Here is a 23,518-nt window from a genome sequence, read left to right as displayed (position 1 = left end):
TTATGTCTTGCTTATAATTGATCTTCAGGATTATAAACATCATTTAAGAAACCATATCTTCCATGATTTCTGTCATGTGTGAAGGTAATAGTGCGTACGCCGGCGTCTTCATTATTCTCTGGAATAAAAGGCATGCGCTTTTTCTGCTCGACGAATATTACCTGATGCTCATGAGCATGATCTATGAGATATTGTATGAAGTTTTGTTTAACGGTATCATCTTGCTCTTTATACTCAGATTCAGAGAGCTGTGTTAATGATGAGTCAACAGCATAAAAGCCTGGAGCATAGCGGTCAAGACCTATCAGGTATTTATTCATAGCTAAAGTGACAATAGTATTGAGAATTCCGCAGTTTCCACCGCCACTGCAAACGGATTTTTTCAGACCGTTGATTTCTATATCAAAGTTATCCATATTTAATCGTGCGGTTTCAGCACCACCGAACTTTGATTCTTTTAATATTCCGCGTAATAATTCTTCATAGCCATGAATAAGCTTTGAAGTATAGTCTTCCTTAATGTGATATTCGGTCTGTTTAGGAATTTCCTGAGTCTCTTTTTCAAATAACTCATTTCTTAAATCTAATTCACTTGCGCGAATATTATCAAGTTCACCGGATAAACGTATGTATTTGAGACTTTCCTCAAGTTTGACTTGAAATCGTGATAATTCTGGCTTGAGTTCTCTTGATATTAGTGTATCAATTGCTATCCGCTCTTCTTCTAGTTCATTGATGGTTGAAACAAGGTCATTTTCCTTTACGTTAAGAGATTCTTCGGCTGTAGTTAACTCGTGCAGATTCCGTTTGATCTTTTGTAACTCTGCAGCTGAGGCATCAATGATTGATGGGTCTGTAATGTTGGCTGTCTCATTTCCACAGATAGGGCAAGTGACGGTTTGTGGCTGACCGTTAGTTGCATTGGCACAGTCAATAACAAAGCTAATTCTCTTTATATCTGCCTTGTATTGTATTCGTAGATTTTTAAAGTTATCTTTTACGGTTCTTGTTTCAGAAAGTGTTCCATTTAAGCTATAAATACGTGATAACAGTTTCTGGCTCTTTTGGGTGGCGGTATCAATTTTTTCTTGTAGGATGGCTATTTGCTGACGTATCTCATCTATAGATAAGTAAGAACTGCTTTCTTTCGCAGAGGCAAGGGCATTTTCTATTTCGGCTCGCCTTGAAGCTATGTTATTGACTTTATTACTGAGATAAGTTATTAAAGCCTCGCGTTTTCCCTCGCTTACTTTTGGATCTTCCTTTGTAGAAACATTGGATGCATCTTGCCCTGTTAATAGAAATAGCAATACTGCCAATGCAGCTGTGTCCCCGGTATTTCCAGGGAAAAGTAAAGCAGAACTGGTTCTGGCAACATCTTCCTGTTTAAGAAAGAATAAGTGTAGCATGCTTCTCCAAGTAAGTGCCTGAGTTTTATCCCCTGTCTGAGCTTTCCTGATTTTTAGATTGTCATCAATTCCCAACAAATCAAGATAGAAAGAATTAATGCTTTGCTTAGCTTCGCGGCTTGTGCTGTAATAGCCGGAGCGATAATTATCACCACTAACGTATATTCTGGGTTCCCCAATTGCTCTTCGTAGTGTGACATCGCCTTTTGCGGTTGATAATATTAGTGAAACGTTATCATAACCATTATTGTTTTCTACAATTGCTGATGGATTATTTGATTTAGGAGTAAAACCAAATACATAGTCTATGCAAGCCATTACAAGGCTTTTTCCGGTGTTGGAAGGACCAAGAATGAAATTAAGAGCAGGCCCAAATTCTATAATGGAGTCTTTGTGATTGGGACCGGAAACTATAAGCTTTTTTATATGAAATCTATTCATTTAATGTCATCTCCTTAGTAGAAAGGTTTATTATTCTGATTATTTCTTGGTACATATCTTTAAAATCAGCACCCTCAAACTGACCTATTACAGCTTTTACTGCTATAGCATATTCTTTTGCATAGTTGTTATGTATTTTGTGTATAAATGCTTTTCCTGAATCAGTAATAGCATAAGTGAATCCGGATGAATTAGCTGCAAGGGTTACATATCTGCATAGTATCAGTTGCTTTAAGGCATTTGATATGAGAGTTTTCCTTGCTGGGTATTCACTGAATCTATAGTTTCCATATCCGTGAAGGTTTTCATCGAGAATATTAAAATCTGCGGCGTATATGGATATGAAATCGATAGCGGCTATTTGGTGTTCATCCAACTGCATGTCTGAAAGCGTATTCAGCATTAGAAGAATGCGTTGTGATATTTCAAAAGTAGATCCTATAACAGTAGTTTCGTTCATTTCTTAATTATCCTTATTTTCTGATCTTACCCATTTGATTTTCCCATCGTTAACCAAGTGATGGCATACTCCCTTTTTGATTTTTGCGCTTATCCAGTATGGGGATTTACCAAGCAAATAGTTTTCTGAAGGTATTTTAACCGACTGCTCCATAACAGAGAGCATGCGTTCATAGCCGTCGGAATATTTCTTTTTGGCAGTGTCTTTTACTCCGTTATATGTTGAGTCTTTAAGAATATCAAATTGATCGGCTAAAGAAGGTGTTTTTAGTTCTTGGACACCACGACGTATTGATTCAGCAGCATAATAATCTATACGCCTTTCATCAAGGTCTTCAGCGTAATCTGGATACGAGGCAAGGTCTTCTCTTGTAAATGGAGTTATTTTTCCTGCATCTCCATAGGCTTTATAAAGTTCGTTTATGTATGGCTCCTCTTCTTTGGTGGCTTGAACTGGAACATCTACTTGAGTAGGAGCACGTAAAGTTCTTATCCTGTTTTCAATTTCTTCTATGAGCTTAAGGTCAAAATCATTTGTATCTTTGTTTGATGTGACTGCAGCTTTTTTATTTGCTATGCTTATAAGAATTTTTTCTAAAAGATTAGTACATTCTTTCTGTGGATCAATACCAGGCTGGCCATTATTGGTTAGCCAGTCACAAACAGCATCTACGGAGTCGCTTTCAAAAATTCTTTGATCAATCCATTTTTCAAATCTTGATAAATTGCGATTTTCATATATGTACTTAGCAAATTTTGGAGAGAGGTGGCGAGCGCCAACAACGTACCTGTACTGGGTATCGGGCTTCGTATTGAGAGGTTTGCATGCATCTATTGCAGATACTTTTATAAAGTGTCCGATCATTTCTGCGAAGTATTCAGATTCACTGACCCCATTTGAAAGATATGGATATAATCCATTTGCATAATCAGAAAAAGTCATAATACTTAAGCCTCCCCCAAAAAAAGTATTAGTCATTTTGTCCAGAAGCGTCCATGAGCGTCCGATCCGTCCGAAGTTTTAGTTAGACATTTTTATAAAATACAGATAAAGGTGACAGAAACAAGAATACAGCAATTCAATGTCACTAAAAGCAAAGGAACTGGAAGTAAATAATTCTAAAATTAATTTTATCATTGATGCTTTGGTAGCTCAACAATATCGATGATAAAGCATATTAGTACATATTTACTTCCAACAATAGTCTCATTGCCTGAGATGGCCATTAAGGCGGTGGGATGCAATAAGAAGCAGATATATGGAGAAATCTATTATCACTTCTTGAGCATCCACCGTAGCTTACTGTGCCATCTCTTTTTGTGCAAGTAATCGGTGGATATAAAAAGGCTCCTATTTGCATCCTGCCGCAGGTGGTCACGGGCGGAAAGGAAGGATAAATGAAAGATTTAGTACCCCGTAATCAATATGGTCTATTCGCAGACAAGAATGGAGTCGCAAGGATTGACAGCATGACTGTGGCAGAAATATTTGAAAAACGCCATGACAATGTAGTCAGAGACATCCGCAGTCTTGATTGCTCCAAGGAATTTCTGCTCCTCAATTTTGAGGAGCAGACCTACATTGACAACAACGCTCACAGACAGATCTGCTACAACATGACCAGAGACGGTTTTGTGTTCTTGGTGATGGGCTACAGAGGCCGAAAAGCAGCGGCTTTCAAGGAGGATTACATTCGCAGATTCAATGAAATGGAGCAATTCATTAAGTTTCTATTGGAGGCAAGGTCAGAGTTTCCACTCCTTACAGCAAACATACAGCTAATCGAGGAGAACCCAAAGCCTTACCACTTTTCTAATGAATGCAACATGCTCAACAGGATTGTACTTGGAAAAACCGCAAAGGAAGTTAGAGAGGAGCATGGCCTCAAAACGGGAACAAGTATCAGACCTTACCTGACAAAGGAACAGATAGAGGCAATAGACCTACTTCAGAGAGTAGATATTGGACTTTTGATTTCTACACCGGATTTTCAGCAGCGTAAACAGTACCTTGAGTGGTTTTACATGAAGAAGTTTTCTTGAGGAGGTGCTGTATGGCTTTGAAGATAAGAGAGACAGATTTGCTTAACAGCTACAAGAAAGCTTCCCCTGAAAAAAGATTATCGTTGATGTTTGAGTATTACAGGGAGTTTCCGGGAATGCTGAATAGGATTGAGAGCGAAACAAAGTATTATATCAAAAGCGAACAGCTACGTATCAGAAGTAAACGCCGGGCAGAGCTGGATATTAGAGTGCAGACATCAAATATAAGCAATCCAACAGCGGATGAAGCCATGAATAATGCGACGATTGATGAAGCTTTTAATACAGGTGAAATAGACATGGCAATACTTAAGGATATGCAGGGGGCAGCGGAATACGTAGAGACAATCATGATGGTAAGTGTCATGAAGATGGATTATCAGCTTCTGAATGATATTATCAGCGGATATATCGATGAGGATTCTGTGATTATTCAGAAACACTTGGTAGAAGGCAAATCCTATAATGCTATAGCAACCGAAAAAGAATGTTCAAGTGACAAGATAAAAAGAAGATTCACAAGAATCCGAGAGGAAATTTCAGAAGAAATGCTTAAATGCATCCAGATGAATTGCAGGGGAGGTAACTAAGATGTCTGAAGAAATGAAAGACATGCCGCTTAGTGAGAAATATACTCTCTCTGTTGATGAAGCAGCTCTTTACTTTGGAATAGGTCAGAAGAAACTTAGACGGCTTATCTCATTTAATCCTGGCGCTGATTACCTAATCATGATAGGGCAAAGAGTTGCCTTTAAGAGAAGAAAATTTGAACAGTTCATTGACGATGCAACCTGCATCTAAGCGGATAAATACTGACAGAATTGACGTTAATCAATGGCAGAAGGCTCCAGGTTATGGTATCATTTTAATTGCCATATTGGAGCCTTTCTTTTTGAAAGGAGTACCAATATATGAGCGGAAAAAGAAAAGACAGCCGTGGTCGTGTGCTACGAAACGGCGAGATACAAGAGAGCAATGGTCGATACAGATACAAATATGTAGATACTTTTGGGGAATCTAAGTATGTGAGGTCATGGAGGCTTGATAAAAATGATCCTATGCCTGCCGGAAAACCTTTTGAGATATCACTTAGAGAACTTGAAAAGCAGATATCTGCGGATCTCATCGATCAGATTGTTCCAGAAGGAGGCAAGCTTACAGTATCAGATTTAGTGGAGAAATATGTCTCATTGAGAAAAGGTGTACGCCCCAGTACAGAAGCTGGTTATAAGACTGTAATGAGTATCTTAAGAAAAGATCCATTTGGAACAAAGAGGATTGACAAGGTTAAAACTATAGATGCTCAGGAGTGGCTTATACAGCTTCAGAAAAATGGAAGAGGATACAGCTCTATCCATGTTATCAGAGGCGTTCTCAGACCTGCTTTTCAACTTGCGGTAGATAATGATTTCATCAGAAAGAATCCCTTTGGATTTGGTCTCAGCACTGTTATATATAACGATAGCGTGACTCGTGAGGCTATATCTCGTGATGATGAGAGGAAATTTCTTAAGTTTGTTAAGGAAGACAGGCACTTTTGCAAGTATTATGACGGTATTTACATTTTGTTTAATACAGGTCTTCGTATTTCAGAATTTGTAGGTCTTACATTTAATGATCTTGATTTTGAAAATATGAAGATAAATGTAGACCATCAGCTCCAGAGAAATAATGGTATTGGATATAACATCAGAGATACCAAGACTGAGGCTGGAGGAAGGTTCGTTCCGATGACTACAGAAGTAGCAGAGTGTTTCAAGCGCATCATTGCTAATCGCAAGACACCTAAAGTTGAGCCTATGGTTGATGGGTATGTAGGATTTCTTTTCCTTGATAAGGATGAGCATCCTATGGTGGCAATGCATTGGGAGAAGTATTTCCAGCATATTGTTGAGAAATACAACAAGATCTATAAGGTGCAGATGCCTAAGGTTACTCCTCATGTATGCAGACATACATTTTGCAGTCGTATGGCAGCTGCCAGAATGAATCCTAAGACTTTGCAGTACATCATGGGACATTCAGATATAGGTGTTACGCTTAACACATACACTCATCTGGGATTTGATGATGCTTTGGATGAGATGACCCGTATATCCAAGGAAAAGAATACCGCTAAATCTAAAAAAGATACTGATGTTTTAACGGATTTTTCTGAATATAGGGACAAGGCATCTAACGAATAAATGGCTTAAAAAAGTCGAGGTGCAAGTCAGAACGATTTGCACCTTTTTTTGCACCTTTTGCCGGTCAAAATATGCCAAATATTGCCAAGGATTGCCACGAAAATGAGAAAAATACGTTGGACAAAAATAGGCTTAAAGCCAGTAAATACGTGAGAATAGAGGTTTTTTACTAAGATGATAAAGATTTTATTCGTCTGCCACGGCAATATATGCCGTTCTACAATGGCAGAGTTTATTATGAAGGATATAGTTAACAAGCAGGGCCTGGCAGAGGCATTTCACATAGAGTCTTCTGCGACGCACACAGATGAAATATGGAATGGTGTTGGAAGCCCGGTGTATCCGCCTGCCAGAGCTAAGCTTAGAGAGCACGGGATCGGAACTGATGATAATGAGCTTGGAGTTAGTCAGAAGAGGGCAAGGCTTACTTCCAGAACTGACTATGATAAGTTTGATTTTATTATCGGGATGGATAGCGCGAATATAAGAAATCTTAACAGCTTATTTGGCGGAGATCCGGATAAGAAAGTATATAAAATGCTGGAATTTGCCGGTAGAGAAGGAGATGTAGCCGACCCATGGTATACAGGGAACTTTGATGCCACCTGGAGAGATTGCAGCGAAGGTTGTCATGGATTATTTAGACAGATATTGACTGATCCTAGATTTGTAGAGGTGCTGACGGGTTTTGCAGATGACGGTGAATTGAGCGACAGCATGATATCAGACTATACCGCCACCGATTCCGACCCCCGAAACAATCTAAAATATGACGACTTTCCAAGAGGTTGACAATCTAGTATAATACCACTGATTTTATTATTGATTATTAGATTGTGAGAAGTTATGCATTTTTATAGTGATTACAACAACTGGGCGCAGCAGTTGGCGGCTAGAACCAATATAGATATTACCCAGAGAGGTTACGGCAAATACCTTTCTTTTACACCATATATTTACAATGAGTGTAGTGCAAGCTGCAGATTCTGCTCTGAGAAACTCATCAGAGACGGCCAGGCCATGGTCTGTGAAGGTATCTGTGACGGTTACAGGGAGATGCTTGAGAAGGCCTTAGCCTATGCGGGAGATAGGGAGATTTTTTTATCATTGTCGGGAAAAGAACCCTCGGAGAGTCCACACCATCTCGAACTGATTGCAGAGGCTGTAAAAAACGCAGAGTGTAACGGCAGTGTGATCAAACCAAGGGTTATGTATTCTAATCTGTCGGGTTTTGTAAAAAACTGGGACAGACTGCTGAAGGTAATAAAAGCTCTTAATGTTACCAGAATTGAGTGTTCAAGGCATTTCTACGAAGAAGACAGAAATCAGAGAATTGTTCAGTTTAAATCCGGCGAGACAATAAAAGAGAATACGGTGTTCGAGGATGTGGTAAAAAGACTCGGGCAGCAGGTGCCTCTTAAGATGGTCTGTGTTTTCCAAAAAGGCGGAGTTGAGAACGCAGAGGATGTTGTGAGATATCTTGATTTTGCAAGGAGCCTCGGCGTTACGGGAGTGGTATTTCGTGAGCTCTCTGTATTCGCGGACGGCGTGGATGCAGGACCTGTTCAGCAGTATATTACCGACAGTCGAATTGAACTATTGGATATTCTTGAGAATCTACCTGAGAGTGAATTTGCCATTAGCTCAATAAACAGAGGCTATTACTATTTCTCATTCCAGTACTGTTACAAGGACATGGAGGTTTCCTTTGAGATGTCCGATTATGAGGAGATGATCAAGAACCATACAGGTGGTGAGTTACACAAGCTGATCTTTTATCCAAATGGAATGCTTTGCCGCGACTGGAATATGCAGGGCGAGATCAAGGACTGGAGGTGAGCTTCATGGATAGTGAAGAACAGCTTTTTCAAGAACGATATCCTGAAATGCTGAAGATGGCTCAGCTACTGACTTCGAAGACTGATGCAGTGCTGATTGGGAGCCTCGGTACCTACCTGACATATCCTCAGGTGCTAGCTGCCAGGCCTCATGACGTTGACCTTTTTGTGGAGGGAAGCTTTGATAATATCAAAAAAATCATCGCAATCCTTAAGGACAATGGCTACACTGTCTATTCCTGGCAGGATGAGATTAGTGAGAATTTTGACTTCAGCATTCTTTCGGGACGCTTTTATATTCGTGGTATCAAGGACGGTCTGTATATTGATGCTACCTATGAGATAGTAGGACTTGCCTTTGAAGAGATCAGAAAATATGTTGTTTCATCAGAAAACATCCTTGCACTTAACAAAGAAGGGCAGATAATAGTGCTTGATCTCTGCGATAGAGAGGACACAGCAAAAAGAGTGAGTCTTTTGAAAAAACTGATCTGACATAAATAGGATGATCCCGAATTATTTTTTGACTTTGTAAAAAAATTTCTTGTGTTAACAGGTGCCTGATAATAAAATGGTAAGGATGAAAAAATGAAAATATTTGGAGGAGTATCATGGCACAGAGAACTGATATACACAAAGTTTTGATTATCGGCTCGGGACCGATAGTTATTGGGCAGGCGTGCGAATTTGACTATTCGGGCACGCAGGCATGCAAGGCTCTTAAGAGTCTCGGGTATGAAATTGTTTTAGTTAACTCCAATCCTGCAACTATTATGACTGATCCGGAAATGGCGGATAAGACATATATCGAACCACTTAATGTGGACCGCGTAGCTGCAGTTATTGAAAAGGAAAGGCCAGATGCTCTATTACCTAATCTTGGTGGTCAGTCAGGCCTTAATCTTTGTTCTGAATTATACAAGGCCGGAATTCTCGACAAATTCAACGTAAAAGTTATAGGTGTCCAGGTTGACGCTATTGAGCGTGGCGAGGACAGAACAGAATTTAAAAAGACAATGGACATGCTTGGCATTGAAATGGCTCGTTCCAAGGCTTGTTACAGTATAGAAGAAGCTCTCGCAGAAGCGGATGAGCTCGGATACCCTGTTGTGCTTCGTCCTGCTTATACAATGGGAGGCGCAGGTGGCGGCCTTGTTTATAACAAGGAAGAGCTTCAGACAGTGTGCGCAAGAGGCCTTCAGGCGTCTATTATTCACCAGGTTCTTGTTGAGGAGTCAATTCTTGGCTGGGAAGAACTTGAGCTTGAGGTTGTTCGTGACAAGGACAACAACATGATAACTGTCTGCTTCATTGAGAACGTTGACCCTGTTGGCGTTCATACTGGTGATTCCTTCTGCACAGCTCCTATGTTGACTATATCTGAAGATCTGCAGAAAGAGCTTCAGCGTCAGGCCTACAAGATTGTTGAGCACATCGGCGTTATTGGTGGAACCAACGTTCAGTTTGCTCACGACCCTAAGACAGGCCGTATTATTGTTATTGAGATCAATCCACGTACTTCACGTTCTTCAGCCCTTGCAAGTAAGGCTACAGGCTTCCCTATCGCTCTTGTTTCAGCCAAACTCGCTACAGGACTTACTCTTTCAGAACTTTCTGATTCTAAATTCGGTACCCTTGATAAATACGTTCCAAATGGCGACTACGTTGTAGTTAAGTTTGCCCGCTGGGCCTTTGAGAAATTCAGAGGTGTAGAGGATAAGCTTGGCACACAGATGAGAGCTGTGGGCGAAGTTATGAGTATCGGCAAGAACTTCAAGGAGGCTTTCCAAAAGGCAATCAGATCCCTTGAAAAGGACCGCTATGGCCTTGGCTGCATCAAGAAGTTCGAGGATATGGACAAGAATGAGCTTTTAAGACTCCTTAAGGATGCTTCCTCAGAGAGATACTTCCTTATGTATGAAGCTATGAAGAAGGGCGTTACGACTTCTGAGCTTCATGAGATAACTAAGGTCAAGGAATATTTCTTAAATGAGATGAAGGAGCTTGTTGATGAAGAGAAAGCTCTTTTGAATGAGTTTAAAGGCACTGTTCCGGCAAAAGAAATACTGGTAAAAGCCAAGAAAGATGGCTTCTCAGATAAGTACCTCTCAAAGCTTCTTGGAGTGTCTGAGGATGATATCAGAAATAAGAGACAGGAAGCTGGCCTTTTAGAAAACTGGGATGGCGTTCATGTTTATGGCACAGATGGAAGTGCATATTACTACTCAACTTATCAGGATGAGAGCACACTTGAGCATCCAATGAAGCTGACAGAGGGTGATAACAAGAAAATCATGATACTGGGCGGTGGACCAAACAGAATAGGCCAGGGTATCGAGTTTGATTACTGCTGCGTTCATGCTGCTATGGCCCTCAAGAAGCTGGGCTTTGAGACAATTATTGTAAACTGTAACCCTGAGACAGTATCTACAGACTATGACACATCAGATAAACTCTACTTTGAGCCACTTACACTTGAAGATGTTCTTCAGATTTATCGCAAGGAGAAGCCTCTTGGCGTAATTGCTCAGTTCGGCGGTCAGACACCTCTTAACCTTGCAGCCAAGCTCAAGGAAGAAGGAGTCAACATTCTGGGCACTACTCCAGAAGTTATCAATCTTGCAGAAGATAGAGACCAGTTCCGCATGATGATGGATAAGCTTGGAATCCCAATGGCAGAGGCAGGCATGGCATCAGATGTAGAGGGAGCAAAAGAGATTGCGGCTCGCATAGGTTACCCTGTTATGGTTCGTCCTTCATTTGTATTGGGCGGCCGCGGAATGGAAATTGTAAGATGCGAAGAGCAGATGGAAGAGTACATGAGAGCAGCTGTAGGAGTAACTCCTGACAGACCAATTCTTATAGACAGATTCCTCCATAATGCTCTTGAGTGCGAAGCTGATGCTATAAGCGATGGACAGCATGCCTTTGTTCCTGCAGTAATGGAGCACATTGAGCTTGCAGGTATCCATTCAGGAGACTCAGCTTGTATTATCCCTTCCAAGCACATTTCTGAAAAGCACCTTAAGACAATTGAGGAGTATACCAGAAAGATTGCAGTAGAAATGAATGTAGTTGGTCTTATGAACATGCAGTACGCTATAGAGGACGATACTGTATATGTTCTTGAGGCTAACCCACGTGCGTCTCGAACAGTTCCTCTTGTTTCCAAGGTTTGCGGCATCAGGATGGTTCCTGTGGCAACCGATATCATTACATCTCAGCTTACAGGCAGACCTTCCCCAGTAGCTGACCTTATCGCCAACAAGAAGACAAGCGAGCCACCTTATTATGGGGTAAAAGAGGCAGTGTTCCCATTTAATATGTTCCCAGAAGTTGACCCTGTACTTGGGCCAGAAATGCGTTCAACAGGAGAAGTTCTTGGACTTGCAAAGACTCCAGGAGAAGCTTTCTTTAAGGCTCAGGAAGCAGCTGGTAGTAGACTCCCTCTTGAAGGCGCAGTTCTTATTTCACTCAATGAAGAAGATAAGCCTCACGCAGTTTGCCTTGCAAAGAGCTTTGTAAGGGATGGCTTTAAGATCTATGCAACAGGTAAGACCTATGAACTTATCACTGAGGCAGGAATTGAAGCAACAAAGATTTTAAAGAACTACGAGGGCGGAAGACCAAACGTAGAGGATATTATTAAAAATGGAGATGTTCAGCTTATTATCAACACCCCAATTGGCCGAGGCGCTGAGCATGATGATGGATACCTTAGAAAAGATGCCATAAAGGCCCGCATTCCATACATCACAACAGTTGCTGCAGGAAAAGCTGCTGCAGAAGGCATTCATGAGGTAAAAGAGAAGGGCTGCGGAAATATCAACTCCCTTCAGGAGTATCACGATAAGCTGTAACAGAATGTGTTGCTAGTCTGCAGAAATGCTTGTTTTCGTCTGCGTCGTAATTCATTAGAACTCATATACAAAGAACCATCTGACTTTCAACCTTGTTCAAAACAGTCAGATGGTTCTTATATATTGCAGAGCCGCTGATATGAAATATGTCAGCTAAGCTGACCAGCGGCTCGCAGACGAGTAGGAAGACTGACCGTCTTCTACTCGATTTGTTCTATGAATTATCTCCTCGTCCGAGAACTGCACATTACTGCACACTAGCAAACTCTTCAATTTTCAGGACTTGAAGAATGTTGAAAGGATTCCTCTTCCAAGGCTTGCACCAAGGTTTCCTCCAAGAGTCTTACCAAACTTACCGAATTTGCCGCCAACAGTTTTACCAACTTCGCGGCCTACAGTACCGGCAACTGCGTTTCCAACGCTCTTTGCAGCCTGCTTCTTTTTGCGAGCCTCCGCAGCCTCTGCCTTTTCCTTTGCCTTTGCAGCTGCGGCTTCCTCTTTTTCTTTTGCCTTGGCAGCTTCTGCCTCGGCCTTTAATCTCTCGGCTTCCTTGGCATCAGCAAGTCCCTTTCTCTCAAGGAACTCGTAAGCTGAATCAGGATCTACAGGCTCATAGTACTTGCTGTAGAGAACGCTTCCCTTGATTTCTTTGTCTCTTGTTGCAGAGTCAATACCGCCCATAAGAGACTGAGGTGGGAGAATTTTAACTCTCTGCACAACTGAAGGAGTACCATCTTCCTGCAGGAAGGATACAACAGCTTCGCCGGTTCCAAGCTCCTGAATAACATCAGATGTCTTAAATTCAGGATTTTCTCTAAAGGAGTCAGCAGCAGCTTTTACAGCCTTCATATCTGATGGAGTATAAGCGTGGAGCGCATGCTGGATTTTATTGCCCAGCTGAGCCAGAACACCATCTGGAATATCTCTGGGGTTCTGAGTTACGAAATAAATACCAACACCCTTGGATCTGATGAGCTTGACCACCTGCTCAATCTTGTCCATGAGAAGCTTAGGAGCATCATCAAATAATAGATGCGCTTCGTCAAAGAAAAATACCATCTTGGGTTTATCAAGATCCCCAACTTCAGGGAGAGTCTCAAAGAGCTCTGACATCATCCATAGAAGGAAAGTAGCGTAGAGCTGACCGTTATTTATAAGGCTTGTGCTATCGAGAATGTTGATCATTCCCTTGCCGCCTTCGCCTGTAGCAAACCAGTCTCTTATGTTCAGGGCTGGTTCGAAAAAGAACTTATCGCCGCCTGCAATCTCAAGGGCCACAATAGCACGAACTATGGCAGCAATAGACACCTTGCTGATATTTCCATAATCTGCAGCAAACTCCTTGGTGTTTTCTGAGATATAGTTGAGCATGGCCTTTAAATCCTTGGTGTCTACAAGGAGAAGGTTATTGTCATCTGCGATTTTGAAGGTTATTGATAAAATGTCACTTTGAAGGTCGTTAAGGCCAAGAATCCTGGATAAAAGAAGTGGGCCCATCTCTGAGACAGTAGTGCGAAGAGGAATACCTTTTTCGCCAAAAACATCCCAAAACACTGCAGGATATTTCTGATACTTAAAGCCAGCTTCCTCAAGACCAAATTTCTGAATTCTCTTTTGCATATCCTCTGAATCAGCGCCTTCGAGTACCATTCCAGACAGATCACCCTTGACATCAGCAAGAAATACCGGAACACCCATGTCGCTAAAGGATTCAGCAAGAACCTTAAGAGTTATAGTCTTACCAGTTCCAGTTGCCCCTGCAACAAGACCATGGCGATTAGCCATTTTTGGCAAAAGAAATACATTTTCCCCGTTTTCAGTGTTTGCCACCCAAACTTTACCGTCTTTATACATACCTTTCTCCATTCTGCCGCGTAAATACGGCCTTTATATAGAGATAATTATAATACTATTTTATTTGTTTATGTTGATTGATGTAGGAAAAATACGAAAAAAGAATTGTCTGAATTGACTTTTAGGGAGTGCCAGGGCTGTATGAGGTCAACCCTGGCTGGTGTAAAAAAGTTGTTATGAAAGTGTTTATCCTTTCTGAAGATTACTATACGATCTCAACCTAAAAATAACCTAAAAGAAATAAAGAAAATAAAATGCGATGAAAAAGTGCAACAGCTGTGCCAGTATAGATGTATTGTATTATGGCCATAAAAAAACCACCATTATAGGTGGTGTATTTTTGGGAGGAGGGGTTGCCCAGTGGGGAACCAGACAACCCGTGTATGAAAAAAAGTATTGTTGGGGGTTCAGAAGGTTTTATCCTTCTGATAGGATTATAATAACGGGAAAGTGTTGCCAAAGTGTGACCGAACTCTAAAAGAAATATGACCTATTCTAAAAAATGTATAGGAGAATAAGAAAAAATGTCAAAAAATAGTCGAAATAAAGAATATAGAAAATCCGCAAAACGCAGTAAAAACAGTGGTTTCGGGAAACTTATGATGTCACTTGTGATTTTAGGAGCTGTTATTTTGTTGTTCATAAATGTAGCTCTTCCTATGTTAAAAGAGTCTGTAAAAAAAGCTGCTGCTGAAAAAACTGTTGATATGATCACAGAAAATGCAGAAAAAATAGCTGCTGATAATCCTAAGGTTGCAGAAGTTTTAGAGAATATGACTGAGGAAGATAAGGAAGTTGTAACTGAGATAATTGAGAATCATATGGATGCAGAAACTGTATCTGAAGTGTCTGGATATGTAGCTGATGGAGATCAGGATGCGCTTATAAAGTATGCTGCAGAAAATCTTACACCAGAAGAGATGGCACAGCTTCTTGAACTGTATGGGAAGTACGGTAACTAATAAAAAATCCTCATATAACGCAAAAACACCCACGGGGGGACGTGAGTGCCTGCGATTTTCTTATGAGGGGGAGATAGTGATTAGGCTTCGAATAGATTCGTAAGCCGAGCTGCATCACTAACTTGATTATTATACTAAACCTAAATTGTGTTCAAAAAGTGAAAAAAATAATTTCAAATTGTGAATTATTATGCTTTTTTAGAACAAAGTTACGGAAATGCTCCTTATTCCTGAAATTCTGTGCCGTTTTTCCCTGGATTTAATACTTATTTAATAACCTTTTTGAAAACATGATGCTACTATGGCAGTAACAAAGGAAGGCACGGAGGCCTGTAGAGTTTGCAAGGATGCACTGGCAGGGATGCGACGAGTATTGCAAGGATGCAAGGTGTTTTCGCAGGGATGCGAGGGAAATTTCAAGGAGGTAGCAATATGAGTAGCATATCATCCGTAGGCGGATATTCAGATAATTCCGCTTATGCAACCATAGCAAGAGGCGGTACTATTAACAAAGCTTCTGAAGATGCGGCAGGACTTGCAATCCAGGAGAAAACCAAATCTCAGGTAAATGGTCTTGATGCAGGATCTGAAAATCTTACATCTGCCAAGTCAGCTCTTAATGTAGAAGAAGGAGCTATGGCAGGCATTGAAGATTATCTTCAGTCAATAAAAGAACTTTCAGTAAAAGCAGCCAACGGAACTCTTTCAGATGAAGATAAGCAGAGTATACAGGCTCAGATCAAGGAATACCTTGATGGAATCAATGAAACAGCCAAGGGTACAACTTTTAATGAAAAAGAACTCCTTACTAAAGAGGATTCTTTGGAAGTGGCTTCAGACGGTAATGGCTCTAGCGAAAAGGTATCTACATTCAATGCAACAACGGATGCTCTTGGAATCACAGATTATGATGTGACCAAGGACTTTGATATGAGTAAGATTGATAATGCTATAGATAAGATTTCAGGTATGAGATCTACTACAGGATCTGAAACCAATGGCGTTGATCATGCTCTTACCTATAATTCACATGCTGCCATGGAACTTAATGGCTATCAGATGGACAAAGAAGAAGACAATGCTGTAGAGGCTCTTCAGGAGCTCAAGACCAAGCAGGCTCTTGATTCTTATCAGGCAGTTCTTCAGAAGCAGCAACAGGAAGATAAACAGGCTCAGAATATGGCTTTATTCGTATAAAACAGTACTCGGCAAAGTATTAGATAAATATTATTGATAATAAGGGCTATGGCGGTCATTTCCGCTGTAGCCTTTTATTATTGAATAGGAAATTGCTTTCCTATTCAATAATAAACGCTCCGCTGTGGATGCGCACCTCGCGGAAATGAAGTTTATTGCTTCGCAATACCGCTCGGGCGCGAAAGAGCCGCTAGCGACTCTTTATTATTCCATTTTTATATGTTTTTGTTGTAAATATAGGTGGCAATCTATAAAATGATGGTGTATCAGCATTGACTATATATATTAGAAGTAAGGGGTAATATGTTCAGATATAAGATTTATGGCCTTAATATAGATTCAGAAGTTGAGTTAATACAGCTTGAAAAGGGAGATGAAGGTTCTTTTGCTGATGTCCTGATAAGACAGGGCGACTGTAAGAGCGAGGTTATAAGCTATCTTCAGGAAAAAGATGCCACGAAAAGGCGCTATGATATAGGGCTTGATTATTCTTGTTTTGAAAACAAAGGCGGCTTCTATGTAATAAGGGCTGGCCGTGAGATAATTTTTGAATGTAGAGAAGGGTATTCTCCAGCTATGGTTTCCGGATGGATCCTGGGCTATGCTATGGCAATGCTTCTTCTTCAGAAAAAGACTCTTGCTATTCATTGTAGCGGAGTGGTAATTCCTGATAAAGGAAACAATAACGAATTTGTACCTGCTGGAGCAGTACTTATTTCAGGCGTTTCAGGTGCGGGCAAGTCTTCGCTTACAAGAAAACTCTTAGAACGTGGCTACCGCATTATGGCTGATGATGTGGCAGCTGTGAAATTTGATGGAGAAAAAGATATGGTTTTTCCGGCATTTCCATATCAAAAGCTCTGCAGAAATGAGGTTGATAGCAGAAAGCTTGATCATGATGGCCTTATCTACATAGATGAGGACAAGGACAAATTCCTGGTTCCTGTAGGAGACGTTTTTGTTTCAGAACCACAACCTCTAAAGCTTATGGCATTTCTCACTGTGGGAGATGTAAAAGAAGTTACAATTAGAAAACTTACTGGTTTTGAGCAGTTCCTTGGCTTTAACAATAGTTTATTACTCAAGGTGCTAAAAGGACCATGGGAAAATTACCCGGAAGTAATAAATCTCTCAATGAAGCTTGCTTCCAAGTGCCCTGTGTATCAGATAGTAAGACCGTTTGAGGGAGATTCGCAGGATATAATCGCTGATAAATTAGAGACTATAATTAGCGAACTATAGGAAGCTATATCATTAAAAACGAGTAGGTTCTTGCCTACTCGTTTTGTTAAACTATAGAGAAATGCTACTTTATGTATTTCATAAATATATATGTAATAAAAAGATAGAGATATTCATTTTCAGTTTGAAGGTTGAAATCTTTTCTTTCATCCAAGAACTCATTTATTGCAGCCTTGTTCAGGTATTTATCCAAGTTTTCAGCGCTTGATCTTTCCTTTATATTGCTTAATATTTTGTCTTTTTCAGTTGTAAGCCTGTAGATCCAGTCGCTGCTCTGGATACCTGTTTTAAGGATTGGGTACAGAATGCACCGCGGCAAAAGATCCTTCATAAAACCACGGATCAGGTATCTGGGAGTTCCTTCGTAGCAGTAGTATTCAAAGGGAAAAGAGTTACAGAAGTTTAAAATTTCCATATCTCTTGTGGCGTCGCGAATGACAATTCCTGTATAGAGCCCAAGCTTAGTCTCCATGGCTCCGATATAGGAAAGAGCAGGAAGTGTATATATGACAGATGTAATTTTTTCCCTTTTACAGACAGGTTCTTCAGAAAAGTTAAGCGCTATGTTTGTCTGATTTCTTTTTCGCAGGCTGTAATCTGTTAAAAGATCTGAATTTACAAACTTATTTAATAATTCTTTAGTGAGTTCTTGCTGCCCACCATCTTCTTTATTCATAGCAGAGATTAGTTTTTGTGTTACTGAAAATGCGTGCGCTCTGCTGATTCCTGCCTCTTTGCAGTAATTACTTAAATATGTAAAGAGAGATAAATATCTTTTTCTTCTATATAGGTCATATATAGTATCCTCGATTGCACCAAAGGATACACTGGCATTGCCTGTCTGGCCATTCAAAAATACCTTGCAGCCTTTTTTGGCTGCAGACTTGTAGATTTCCAAAAGAAGAGGCATATTGACAAAAGCTTTAAATGGAATTTCCATTACATCAACCAGTTCGTCTACATAGCCATAGAAGCTCTTTCCGCCGTTGTCGGTGTAGGTGGGCTTTATATTTGGATACATCTTGACTATCTCATTTACATATCCGGACTCGTTTGTGATTTGGTTTTTAGGATAGAAACCGGACATATTGTAATGAGGAACATAAGTATATGAAAAAAGATCCTTATCCTGATACTGTAGTAAAGGGGCAGCAAGGGCTGCAACTGAGGCAGAATCAAAGCCGCCGCTTAGGGCTATTCCTACCTGTCCATTTGTTGTGACAGCTCTTTTAACGGCATTTTTATAGGTATCAAGAAAGATATTCTTTAACTTGTCTATGTCCTTTGGAAGGTTTATTTTTTCCGGAGCCCAGTATCTTGTCTGAATGCAGGAATCCTTTGTTATAGTTACGCTGCAGCCAGCTTCTACAATAAAAACGTTCTCCCAAGGAGTTTCTGTCGAAGATATATTTGGCATAAGGCCAGGGAGTAATAAAAAGTCCTTTAAATATGTCTCATTTCTTTTAAGCTCAGGATAGAGCATCTTTATTGGTGATATTAGTGTTGAGAAAACTACTGCAGATGGAGTTTTGTAGTAGTAAAGACATCTGCTGGAGGTTTTATCTGTAAAGATAAAGAGCTGCTCCTTGCATATGTCAAATATTGCAACTGAGTAAATTCCCTTAAGATAGTGCACTAGGTCTGTATTCCACTTCTTGTAGGCAAGACAAATAAGACGTCCATTTGAAATGGATGTGTCTTTGACATTTAAAAGCTCAGCAATAAGCTCGTCTCTGTTATCTATAATGCAATCAGCAACAATTATGGTTCTGTGCTTCTTTGGATCAGAGTCTGTATCCAGGATATTTCCATCAGTATCCAGAATGTAGGGCATGAGTTCTGTTTCATCCTCATTAGTAATTATTTGAAGACCAAAGCCAAAAAGGCTATTACCAGATTTGATTTCATTGATGCGGTCTAATTTGCATTTTCTTTCATATTCAAAAGACATGCTGTCTGTCTGACAGTTTTCTTTATCAAATTTTACAAGACCCCAAATTGCTGACATAAATTCCTCTTTCTATAGGTATAGATTTTTATGATATCAAGTTTCTTATAACAAAACGATAGTTAACAAGCGGATTGTACGGTATATAGTACATCTTACAATTATGATAGATTTCTTTACATGACTATAAAAATATCATATGATTAAGCGCGATTCAATTAGTAGAGAGGAGATATTTATCTGTATGAAGAAGTGGGAAAGAGCAGAAATTACTTGCCTGGATATCGCAGAGACAAGCCATGATTGGAAACCCCAGTTTTCTTTAGATGGCGCCTATTTAGGAGATGGAAAGGTTTCTGGATGGTTCGGAAAGCCAGATCCAGCACCATCATCTAATCCAACACCTGCACCAGCGCCAGCTCCAGAAGTTACACCAGACCCAGTTGATGATGTAATAGACAGACTTAGCTGATATTTTTGGACAATTATTTAGTAAAAATATGATCCCTGCCAGAAATGGTTAGGGATCTTTTTATTGACCAAGGCCATTTCGGGGGCTATAATTTCTTGGGTTTGAAATATCCTATAAATAAAATCGGTTTTATAGGCATCATTAATGTGGAGGAAATTATGGAAAACGAAAAACTGAAACCCATGCTGTTTACAGCTATGAAGGGCTACAATGGCAAACAGTTTGTCCAGGACTTTATTTCTGGAATAATTGTAGCCATCATTGCATTGCCTTTATCTATCGCACTTGCTCTTGCATCAGGTGTAGGACCTGAGGAAGGTCTTTATACTGCAATTGTTGCAGGCTTTATTATTTCATTTTTAGGCGGTAGCAGAGTGCAGATTGCTGGGCCTACTGCAGCTTTTGCTACTATCGTTGCTGGAATCGTAGCAACAAAGGGTATGGAAGGACTTGCGCTTGCTACTATTTTTGCCGGAGTTCTTCTTATTTTAATGGGTGTGTTCAAGCTTGGATTACTTATCAAGTTTATTCCTTATACTATAACAACAGGATTTACTGCTGGTATTGCTGTTACAATTGCAATTGGTCAGATCAAGGATTTTTTGGGACTTACATATCCTGCAGGAACTTCAACTGTTGAGACTATTGAGAAAGTAGAAGCTATTGGCAAGAATATAGGTACCTTTAATTATCAGGCACTTATTGTCGGACTTATCTGTCTTGTTATTCAGATTGTATGGCCCAAGATCAGCAAGAAGATTCCAGGCTCTTTAATAGCTGTAATAGTTGGAATCCTGATGGTAAAGCTTCTTAATATGAATGTTAATACAATAGGAGATCTTTATGAGATAAAGGGACAGCTCCCAGCTCTTAAGATTCCAACATTTAGCTTTGCAACACTTAGATCTGTAGCAGGAGACGGATTTACAATTGCTATTCTTGCTGCGATTGAATCTCTTTTGTCCTGTGTCGTTGCAGATAGTATGATTGACAGTAAGCACAGATCTAATATGGAGCTTGTAGCTCAGGGTGCTGGTAACATTGGTTCTGCACTATTTGGCGGTATTCCTGCAACAGGTGCTATTGCCAGAACTGCAGCTAATATCAAGAATGGCGGCAGAACACCAATAGCAGGTATGATCCATTCAATCTGCCTTGTACTGGTTCTTTTAGTACTCATGCCTTATGCAGCGCTTATTCCAATGCCAACTATTGCGGCAATTCTTTTCATGGTTGCATACAATATGTGTCAGTACAAGACTTTTATCCATCTTTTGAAGACAGCTCCAAAGAGTGACATTATAGTTCTTGTTACTACCTTTGTTCTTACTGTAGTATTTGACCTTGTTGTTGCTATCGAGGTTGGTATGCTCTTTGCCTGCGTTCTCTTTATGAAGAGAATGAGCGAAGAGTCAAGAGTTCGCGGCTGGAAGTACTATGATCCTGATGATGATCCTGATGGCCCTGGACTTAAGGACATTCCAAAGCATGTCAGAGTATATGAGATCAGCGGCCCTATGTTCTTTGGCGATGCTGAGCAGATAGCAGAGATTTCTTTTAAGGACTTTACAAGAGCTCTTGTTATCAGAATGCGTGGTGTTCCAGCAATCGATGCTACAGCTATGCATTCTCTTGAGGAACTGTACGATAGATGCAAGAAGAATAACGTTCAGCTTGTATTTTCACATGTTAATGAGCAGCCTATGAATACGATGGAAAAGGATGGATTCGTTGATCTTGTCGGACGAGACAACTTCCTTCCTCATATAAATGATGCCCTCAAGAGAGCGGCTGAAATCTAAATCATTCAATAAAGTTGATATATATTATTCTATTAAAATGACAGAATAAAAAAGAAATAAAGACATAAAACAGGAGACATTAGGCTAGATGCTTATGTCTCCTTTATTTATGAAATACACCATTTTTTATTGCAAAATATCATGTTCGACTGTACGTTTATGGATAAAATAAGCTGTTGATATATTATAATTTTTTTATTAATAATAATCTTTAAAATACAAGATATGGTATAATTTACTCATAAGTCATACAAATAGAGGGGGACCTACGCATGAAGAAGATCTACGTACTGGACACCAACGTTTTGATTCAGGCACCTCACGCTTTGAAGTGCTTTGAGGATAACGAGGTCGTTCTTCCGCTGGTAGTCTTGGAGGAACTCGACGGCCACAAGAGGGATGAAGGCGAGCGAGGTGCTAATGTGCGCGAAGCTATTCGAATTTTGGAGCAGCTACGAGGCGCAGGGGATTTGGTCAAGGGAGTTGAGCTTGACAATGGAGGGTTCCTTAGAGTTGAAAAGAATTTCAAGGATGTGGAACTTCCCAAGGATATGGCAGAATACAAGTCAGATAATCGTATTCTGAAGGTTTGTAAGGGACTTAGTGATTGCAGTAAAGAGCAGGTTATTCTGGTTACCAAGGATATCCTGATGAGAATCAAGGCGCAGATTCTTGGAGTTAAGTCAGAAGACTTTACTACTGAACAGGTTGCAGGTGAGGGAGAGCAGTATAGCGGCCGAAATTCTGTCTATGCGCCGGAAGATGCTTTTAAGGATTTCAAGAAAAAGGGCATTCCTGTAGATAAGGTGTATTGTTGTGATGAAGAAGGCAATAAGTATGCACCTGAGCTTTATGAAAATGAATTTATTGTAATAAGGGCTGATCAATCCACTAATAAGACTCAGATGGGCAGGGTGTGTGGAGGCTTTATCAAAAAGCTTGAATTTGAGAAGGCACAACCTTATGGAGTCAAGCCCAGAAACGCAGGTCAGTACTTCCTTCAGGAGGCGCTTATGCAGCCTGCAGAGGTGGCTCCTCTTGTAATAGTTAAGGGTATGGCAGGTACTGCCAAGACTTTCTATTCTCTTGCAGTTGGACTCGAGAAGATGATCAACAGGCCAACTGGGGAGTATCGCAGGATTTTAGTCTGCAGGCCCAATTCTCAGTTTGATGATGATATAGGTTTTTTGCCAGGTGATGAGCAGGAAAAGATATCTCCACTTATGAGGCCTATCATCGATAACCTTGAGCAGCTCATTGACTCCAATGAAGAGGAGAGGTATAAAGACGAGAAAGAACTACAGGGCAAGACAGATGAGGTGTTTGAAAGAGGTATTGTTCAGTGCGAGGCCCTTAACTTTATTAGAGGAAGGTCTATCCTTAAGACTTATCTTATAATTGATGAAGCTCAGAATATGACACCTACACAGGCAAAGGGCATTATTACGAGAGCTGGCAAGGATACCAAGATAATTTTATTGGGAGATCCTAATCAGATTGACAGACCTTTCCTTGATGAGAGAACTAATGGCTTGTCATATGCGGCTGAACATATGAAGGGGAGCCCGTTGGCGTGGCAAATATCACTTTCGGCTTCAGAATGCGAGAGAAGTAAACTTGCCATGGATGCAATAGGCAGAATGAAAGATAAAAAGGACTTTTAAAGGAAACGAAAATTTTTTGAAAAAATTTAGCTAGATTTTTCAAGGGCGGAGCCAAAGTGATGATTGCTCCGCCCTTATTTTATGGGCTTTTTGGCTACCTTGTGAAAAAGTTAATAAATATTTAATAATCTGTGAATATAT

19 protein-coding genes are annotated in these 23,518 nt (G+C 40.2%); 14 read left to right on the top strand and 5 right to left on the bottom strand.

Annotated features, from left to right (window positions below):
- Positions 1-11: 11 nt before the first annotated feature.
- The 3 genes from BLO53_RS00735 to BLO53_RS00725 are packed head-to-tail and all read right to left on the bottom strand — an operon-like array spanning position 12 to position 3,252.
- The gene (locus BLO53_RS00735) at positions 12-1,850 is read right to left on the bottom strand and encodes an AAA family ATPase (RefSeq protein WP_092058291.1); all 1,839 of its coding nucleotides are present in this window, start codon (positions 1,848-1,850) and stop codon (positions 12-14) included.
- A complete protein-coding gene (locus BLO53_RS00730; RefSeq protein WP_092058290.1) occupies positions 1,843-2,310 on the bottom strand; it encodes an ABC-three component system middle component 2 in 468 nt (155 codons plus the stop codon). Before BLO53_RS00730 ends, BLO53_RS00735 begins: the two co-directional genes overlap by 8 nt.
- Positions 2,311-2,313: 3 nt before the next feature.
- Positions 2,314-3,252: an ABC-three component system protein gene (locus BLO53_RS00725; RefSeq protein WP_092058288.1), complete on the bottom strand. Its 939-nt coding sequence runs from the start codon at positions 3,250-3,252 to the stop codon at positions 2,314-2,316.
- A gap of 455 nt (positions 3,253-3,707) precedes the next feature.
- Here BLO53_RS00725 and BLO53_RS00720 point away from each other — a divergent pair, with 455 nt between their 5' ends.
- The 8 genes from BLO53_RS00720 to carB all read left to right on the top strand — a co-directional run bounded on the left by BLO53_RS00720 (position 3,708) and on the right by carB (position 12,236).
- Positions 3,708-4,352 carry a Rha family transcriptional regulator gene (locus BLO53_RS00720; RefSeq protein WP_092058286.1) on the top strand — a complete coding sequence of 215 codons (645 nt, stop codon included), beginning with the start codon at positions 3,708-3,710 and terminating at the stop codon, positions 4,350-4,352.
- Between the two features lie 11 nt (positions 4,353-4,363).
- Complete coding sequence (locus BLO53_RS00715; RefSeq protein ID WP_092058285.1) at positions 4,364-4,942, top strand: hypothetical protein; 579 nt, start codon at positions 4,364-4,366, stop codon at positions 4,940-4,942.
- Position 4,943: 1 nt separating this feature from the next.
- Complete coding sequence (locus tag BLO53_RS00710; RefSeq protein WP_092058283.1) at positions 4,944-5,153, top strand: excisionase; 210 nt, start codon at positions 4,944-4,946, stop codon at positions 5,151-5,153.
- A 110-nt stretch (positions 5,154-5,263) separates the two neighbouring features.
- Positions 5,264-6,538: a site-specific integrase gene (locus tag BLO53_RS00705; protein WP_092058282.1), complete on the top strand. Its 1,275-nt coding sequence runs from the start codon at positions 5,264-5,266 to the stop codon at positions 6,536-6,538.
- Positions 6,539-6,712: 174 nt separating this feature from the next.
- The gene (locus tag BLO53_RS00700) at positions 6,713-7,330 is read left to right on the top strand and encodes a low molecular weight protein-tyrosine-phosphatase (RefSeq protein WP_242875261.1); all 618 of its coding nucleotides are present in this window, start codon (positions 6,713-6,715) and stop codon (positions 7,328-7,330) included.
- Positions 7,331-7,384: 54 nt separating this feature from the next.
- Positions 7,385-8,377 carry a radical SAM protein gene (locus BLO53_RS00695; RefSeq protein WP_092058280.1) on the top strand — a complete coding sequence of 331 codons (993 nt, stop codon included), beginning with the start codon at positions 7,385-7,387 and terminating at the stop codon, positions 8,375-8,377.
- A 5-nt stretch (positions 8,378-8,382) separates the two neighbouring features.
- Positions 8,383-8,871: a hypothetical protein gene (locus tag BLO53_RS00690; RefSeq protein ID WP_092058278.1), complete on the top strand. Its 489-nt coding sequence runs from the start codon at positions 8,383-8,385 to the stop codon at positions 8,869-8,871.
- Between the two features lie 116 nt (positions 8,872-8,987).
- The gene (gene carB / locus BLO53_RS00685; protein ID WP_092058276.1) at positions 8,988-12,236 is read left to right on the top strand and encodes a carbamoyl-phosphate synthase large subunit; all 3,249 of its coding nucleotides are present in this window, start codon (positions 8,988-8,990) and stop codon (positions 12,234-12,236) included.
- A gap of 276 nt (positions 12,237-12,512) precedes the next feature.
- Here the strand turns inward: carB and BLO53_RS00680 are convergent, their stop codons facing one another.
- The gene (locus BLO53_RS00680; RefSeq protein WP_092058274.1) at positions 12,513-14,090 is read right to left on the bottom strand and encodes a helicase HerA-like domain-containing protein; all 1,578 of its coding nucleotides are present in this window, start codon (positions 14,088-14,090) and stop codon (positions 12,513-12,515) included.
- 524 nt (positions 14,091-14,614) lie between these two features.
- On the opposite strand from BLO53_RS00680, the gene BLO53_RS00675 reads away from it, so the two are divergent.
- The 3 genes from BLO53_RS00675 (at position 14,615) to BLO53_RS00665 (ending at position 17,491) form a co-directional block, all read left to right on the top strand.
- Complete coding sequence (locus BLO53_RS00675) at positions 14,615-15,052, top strand: hypothetical protein (RefSeq protein WP_143003188.1); 438 nt, start codon at positions 14,615-14,617, stop codon at positions 15,050-15,052.
- A gap of 432 nt (positions 15,053-15,484) precedes the next feature.
- Complete coding sequence (locus tag BLO53_RS00670) at positions 15,485-16,249, top strand: flagellin (RefSeq protein ID WP_176757093.1); 765 nt, start codon at positions 15,485-15,487, stop codon at positions 16,247-16,249.
- A gap of 303 nt (positions 16,250-16,552) precedes the next feature.
- Positions 16,553-17,491 (top strand): hypothetical protein, encoded by a 939-nt coding sequence (locus BLO53_RS00665; RefSeq protein WP_092058268.1) that lies wholly within the window; start codon positions 16,553-16,555, stop codon positions 17,489-17,491.
- 64 nt (positions 17,492-17,555) lie between these two features.
- On the opposite strand, the gene BLO53_RS00660 is transcribed toward BLO53_RS00665, so the two are convergent.
- Positions 17,556-19,499: an asparagine synthase-related protein gene (locus BLO53_RS00660; protein ID WP_092058266.1), complete on the bottom strand. Its 1,944-nt coding sequence runs from the start codon at positions 19,497-19,499 to the stop codon at positions 17,556-17,558.
- Between the two features lie 184 nt (positions 19,500-19,683).
- Between BLO53_RS00660 and BLO53_RS00655 the strand changes: the two genes are divergently transcribed.
- From BLO53_RS00655 to BLO53_RS00645, 3 genes are all read left to right on the top strand, one after another.
- Positions 19,684-19,911 carry a hypothetical protein gene (locus tag BLO53_RS00655; protein ID WP_092058264.1) on the top strand — a complete coding sequence of 76 codons (228 nt, stop codon included), beginning with the start codon at positions 19,684-19,686 and terminating at the stop codon, positions 19,909-19,911.
- A 158-nt stretch (positions 19,912-20,069) separates the two neighbouring features.
- The gene (locus BLO53_RS00650) at positions 20,070-21,713 is read left to right on the top strand and encodes a SulP family inorganic anion transporter (protein ID WP_092058262.1); all 1,644 of its coding nucleotides are present in this window, start codon (positions 20,070-20,072) and stop codon (positions 21,711-21,713) included.
- A 272-nt stretch (positions 21,714-21,985) separates the two neighbouring features.
- Positions 21,986-23,377: a PhoH family protein gene (locus BLO53_RS00645; protein ID WP_092058260.1), complete on the top strand. Its 1,392-nt coding sequence runs from the start codon at positions 21,986-21,988 to the stop codon at positions 23,375-23,377.
- Positions 23,378-23,518 lie beyond the last annotated feature (141 nt).

Source organism: Butyrivibrio sp. INlla14 (assembly GCF_900102515.1).
Classification (GTDB): Bacteria; Bacillota; Clostridia; order Lachnospirales; family Lachnospiraceae; genus Butyrivibrio.
The sequence above is the reverse complement of the archived record's forward strand: the minus strand, read 5'-3'. Positions and strand labels throughout refer to the sequence as shown.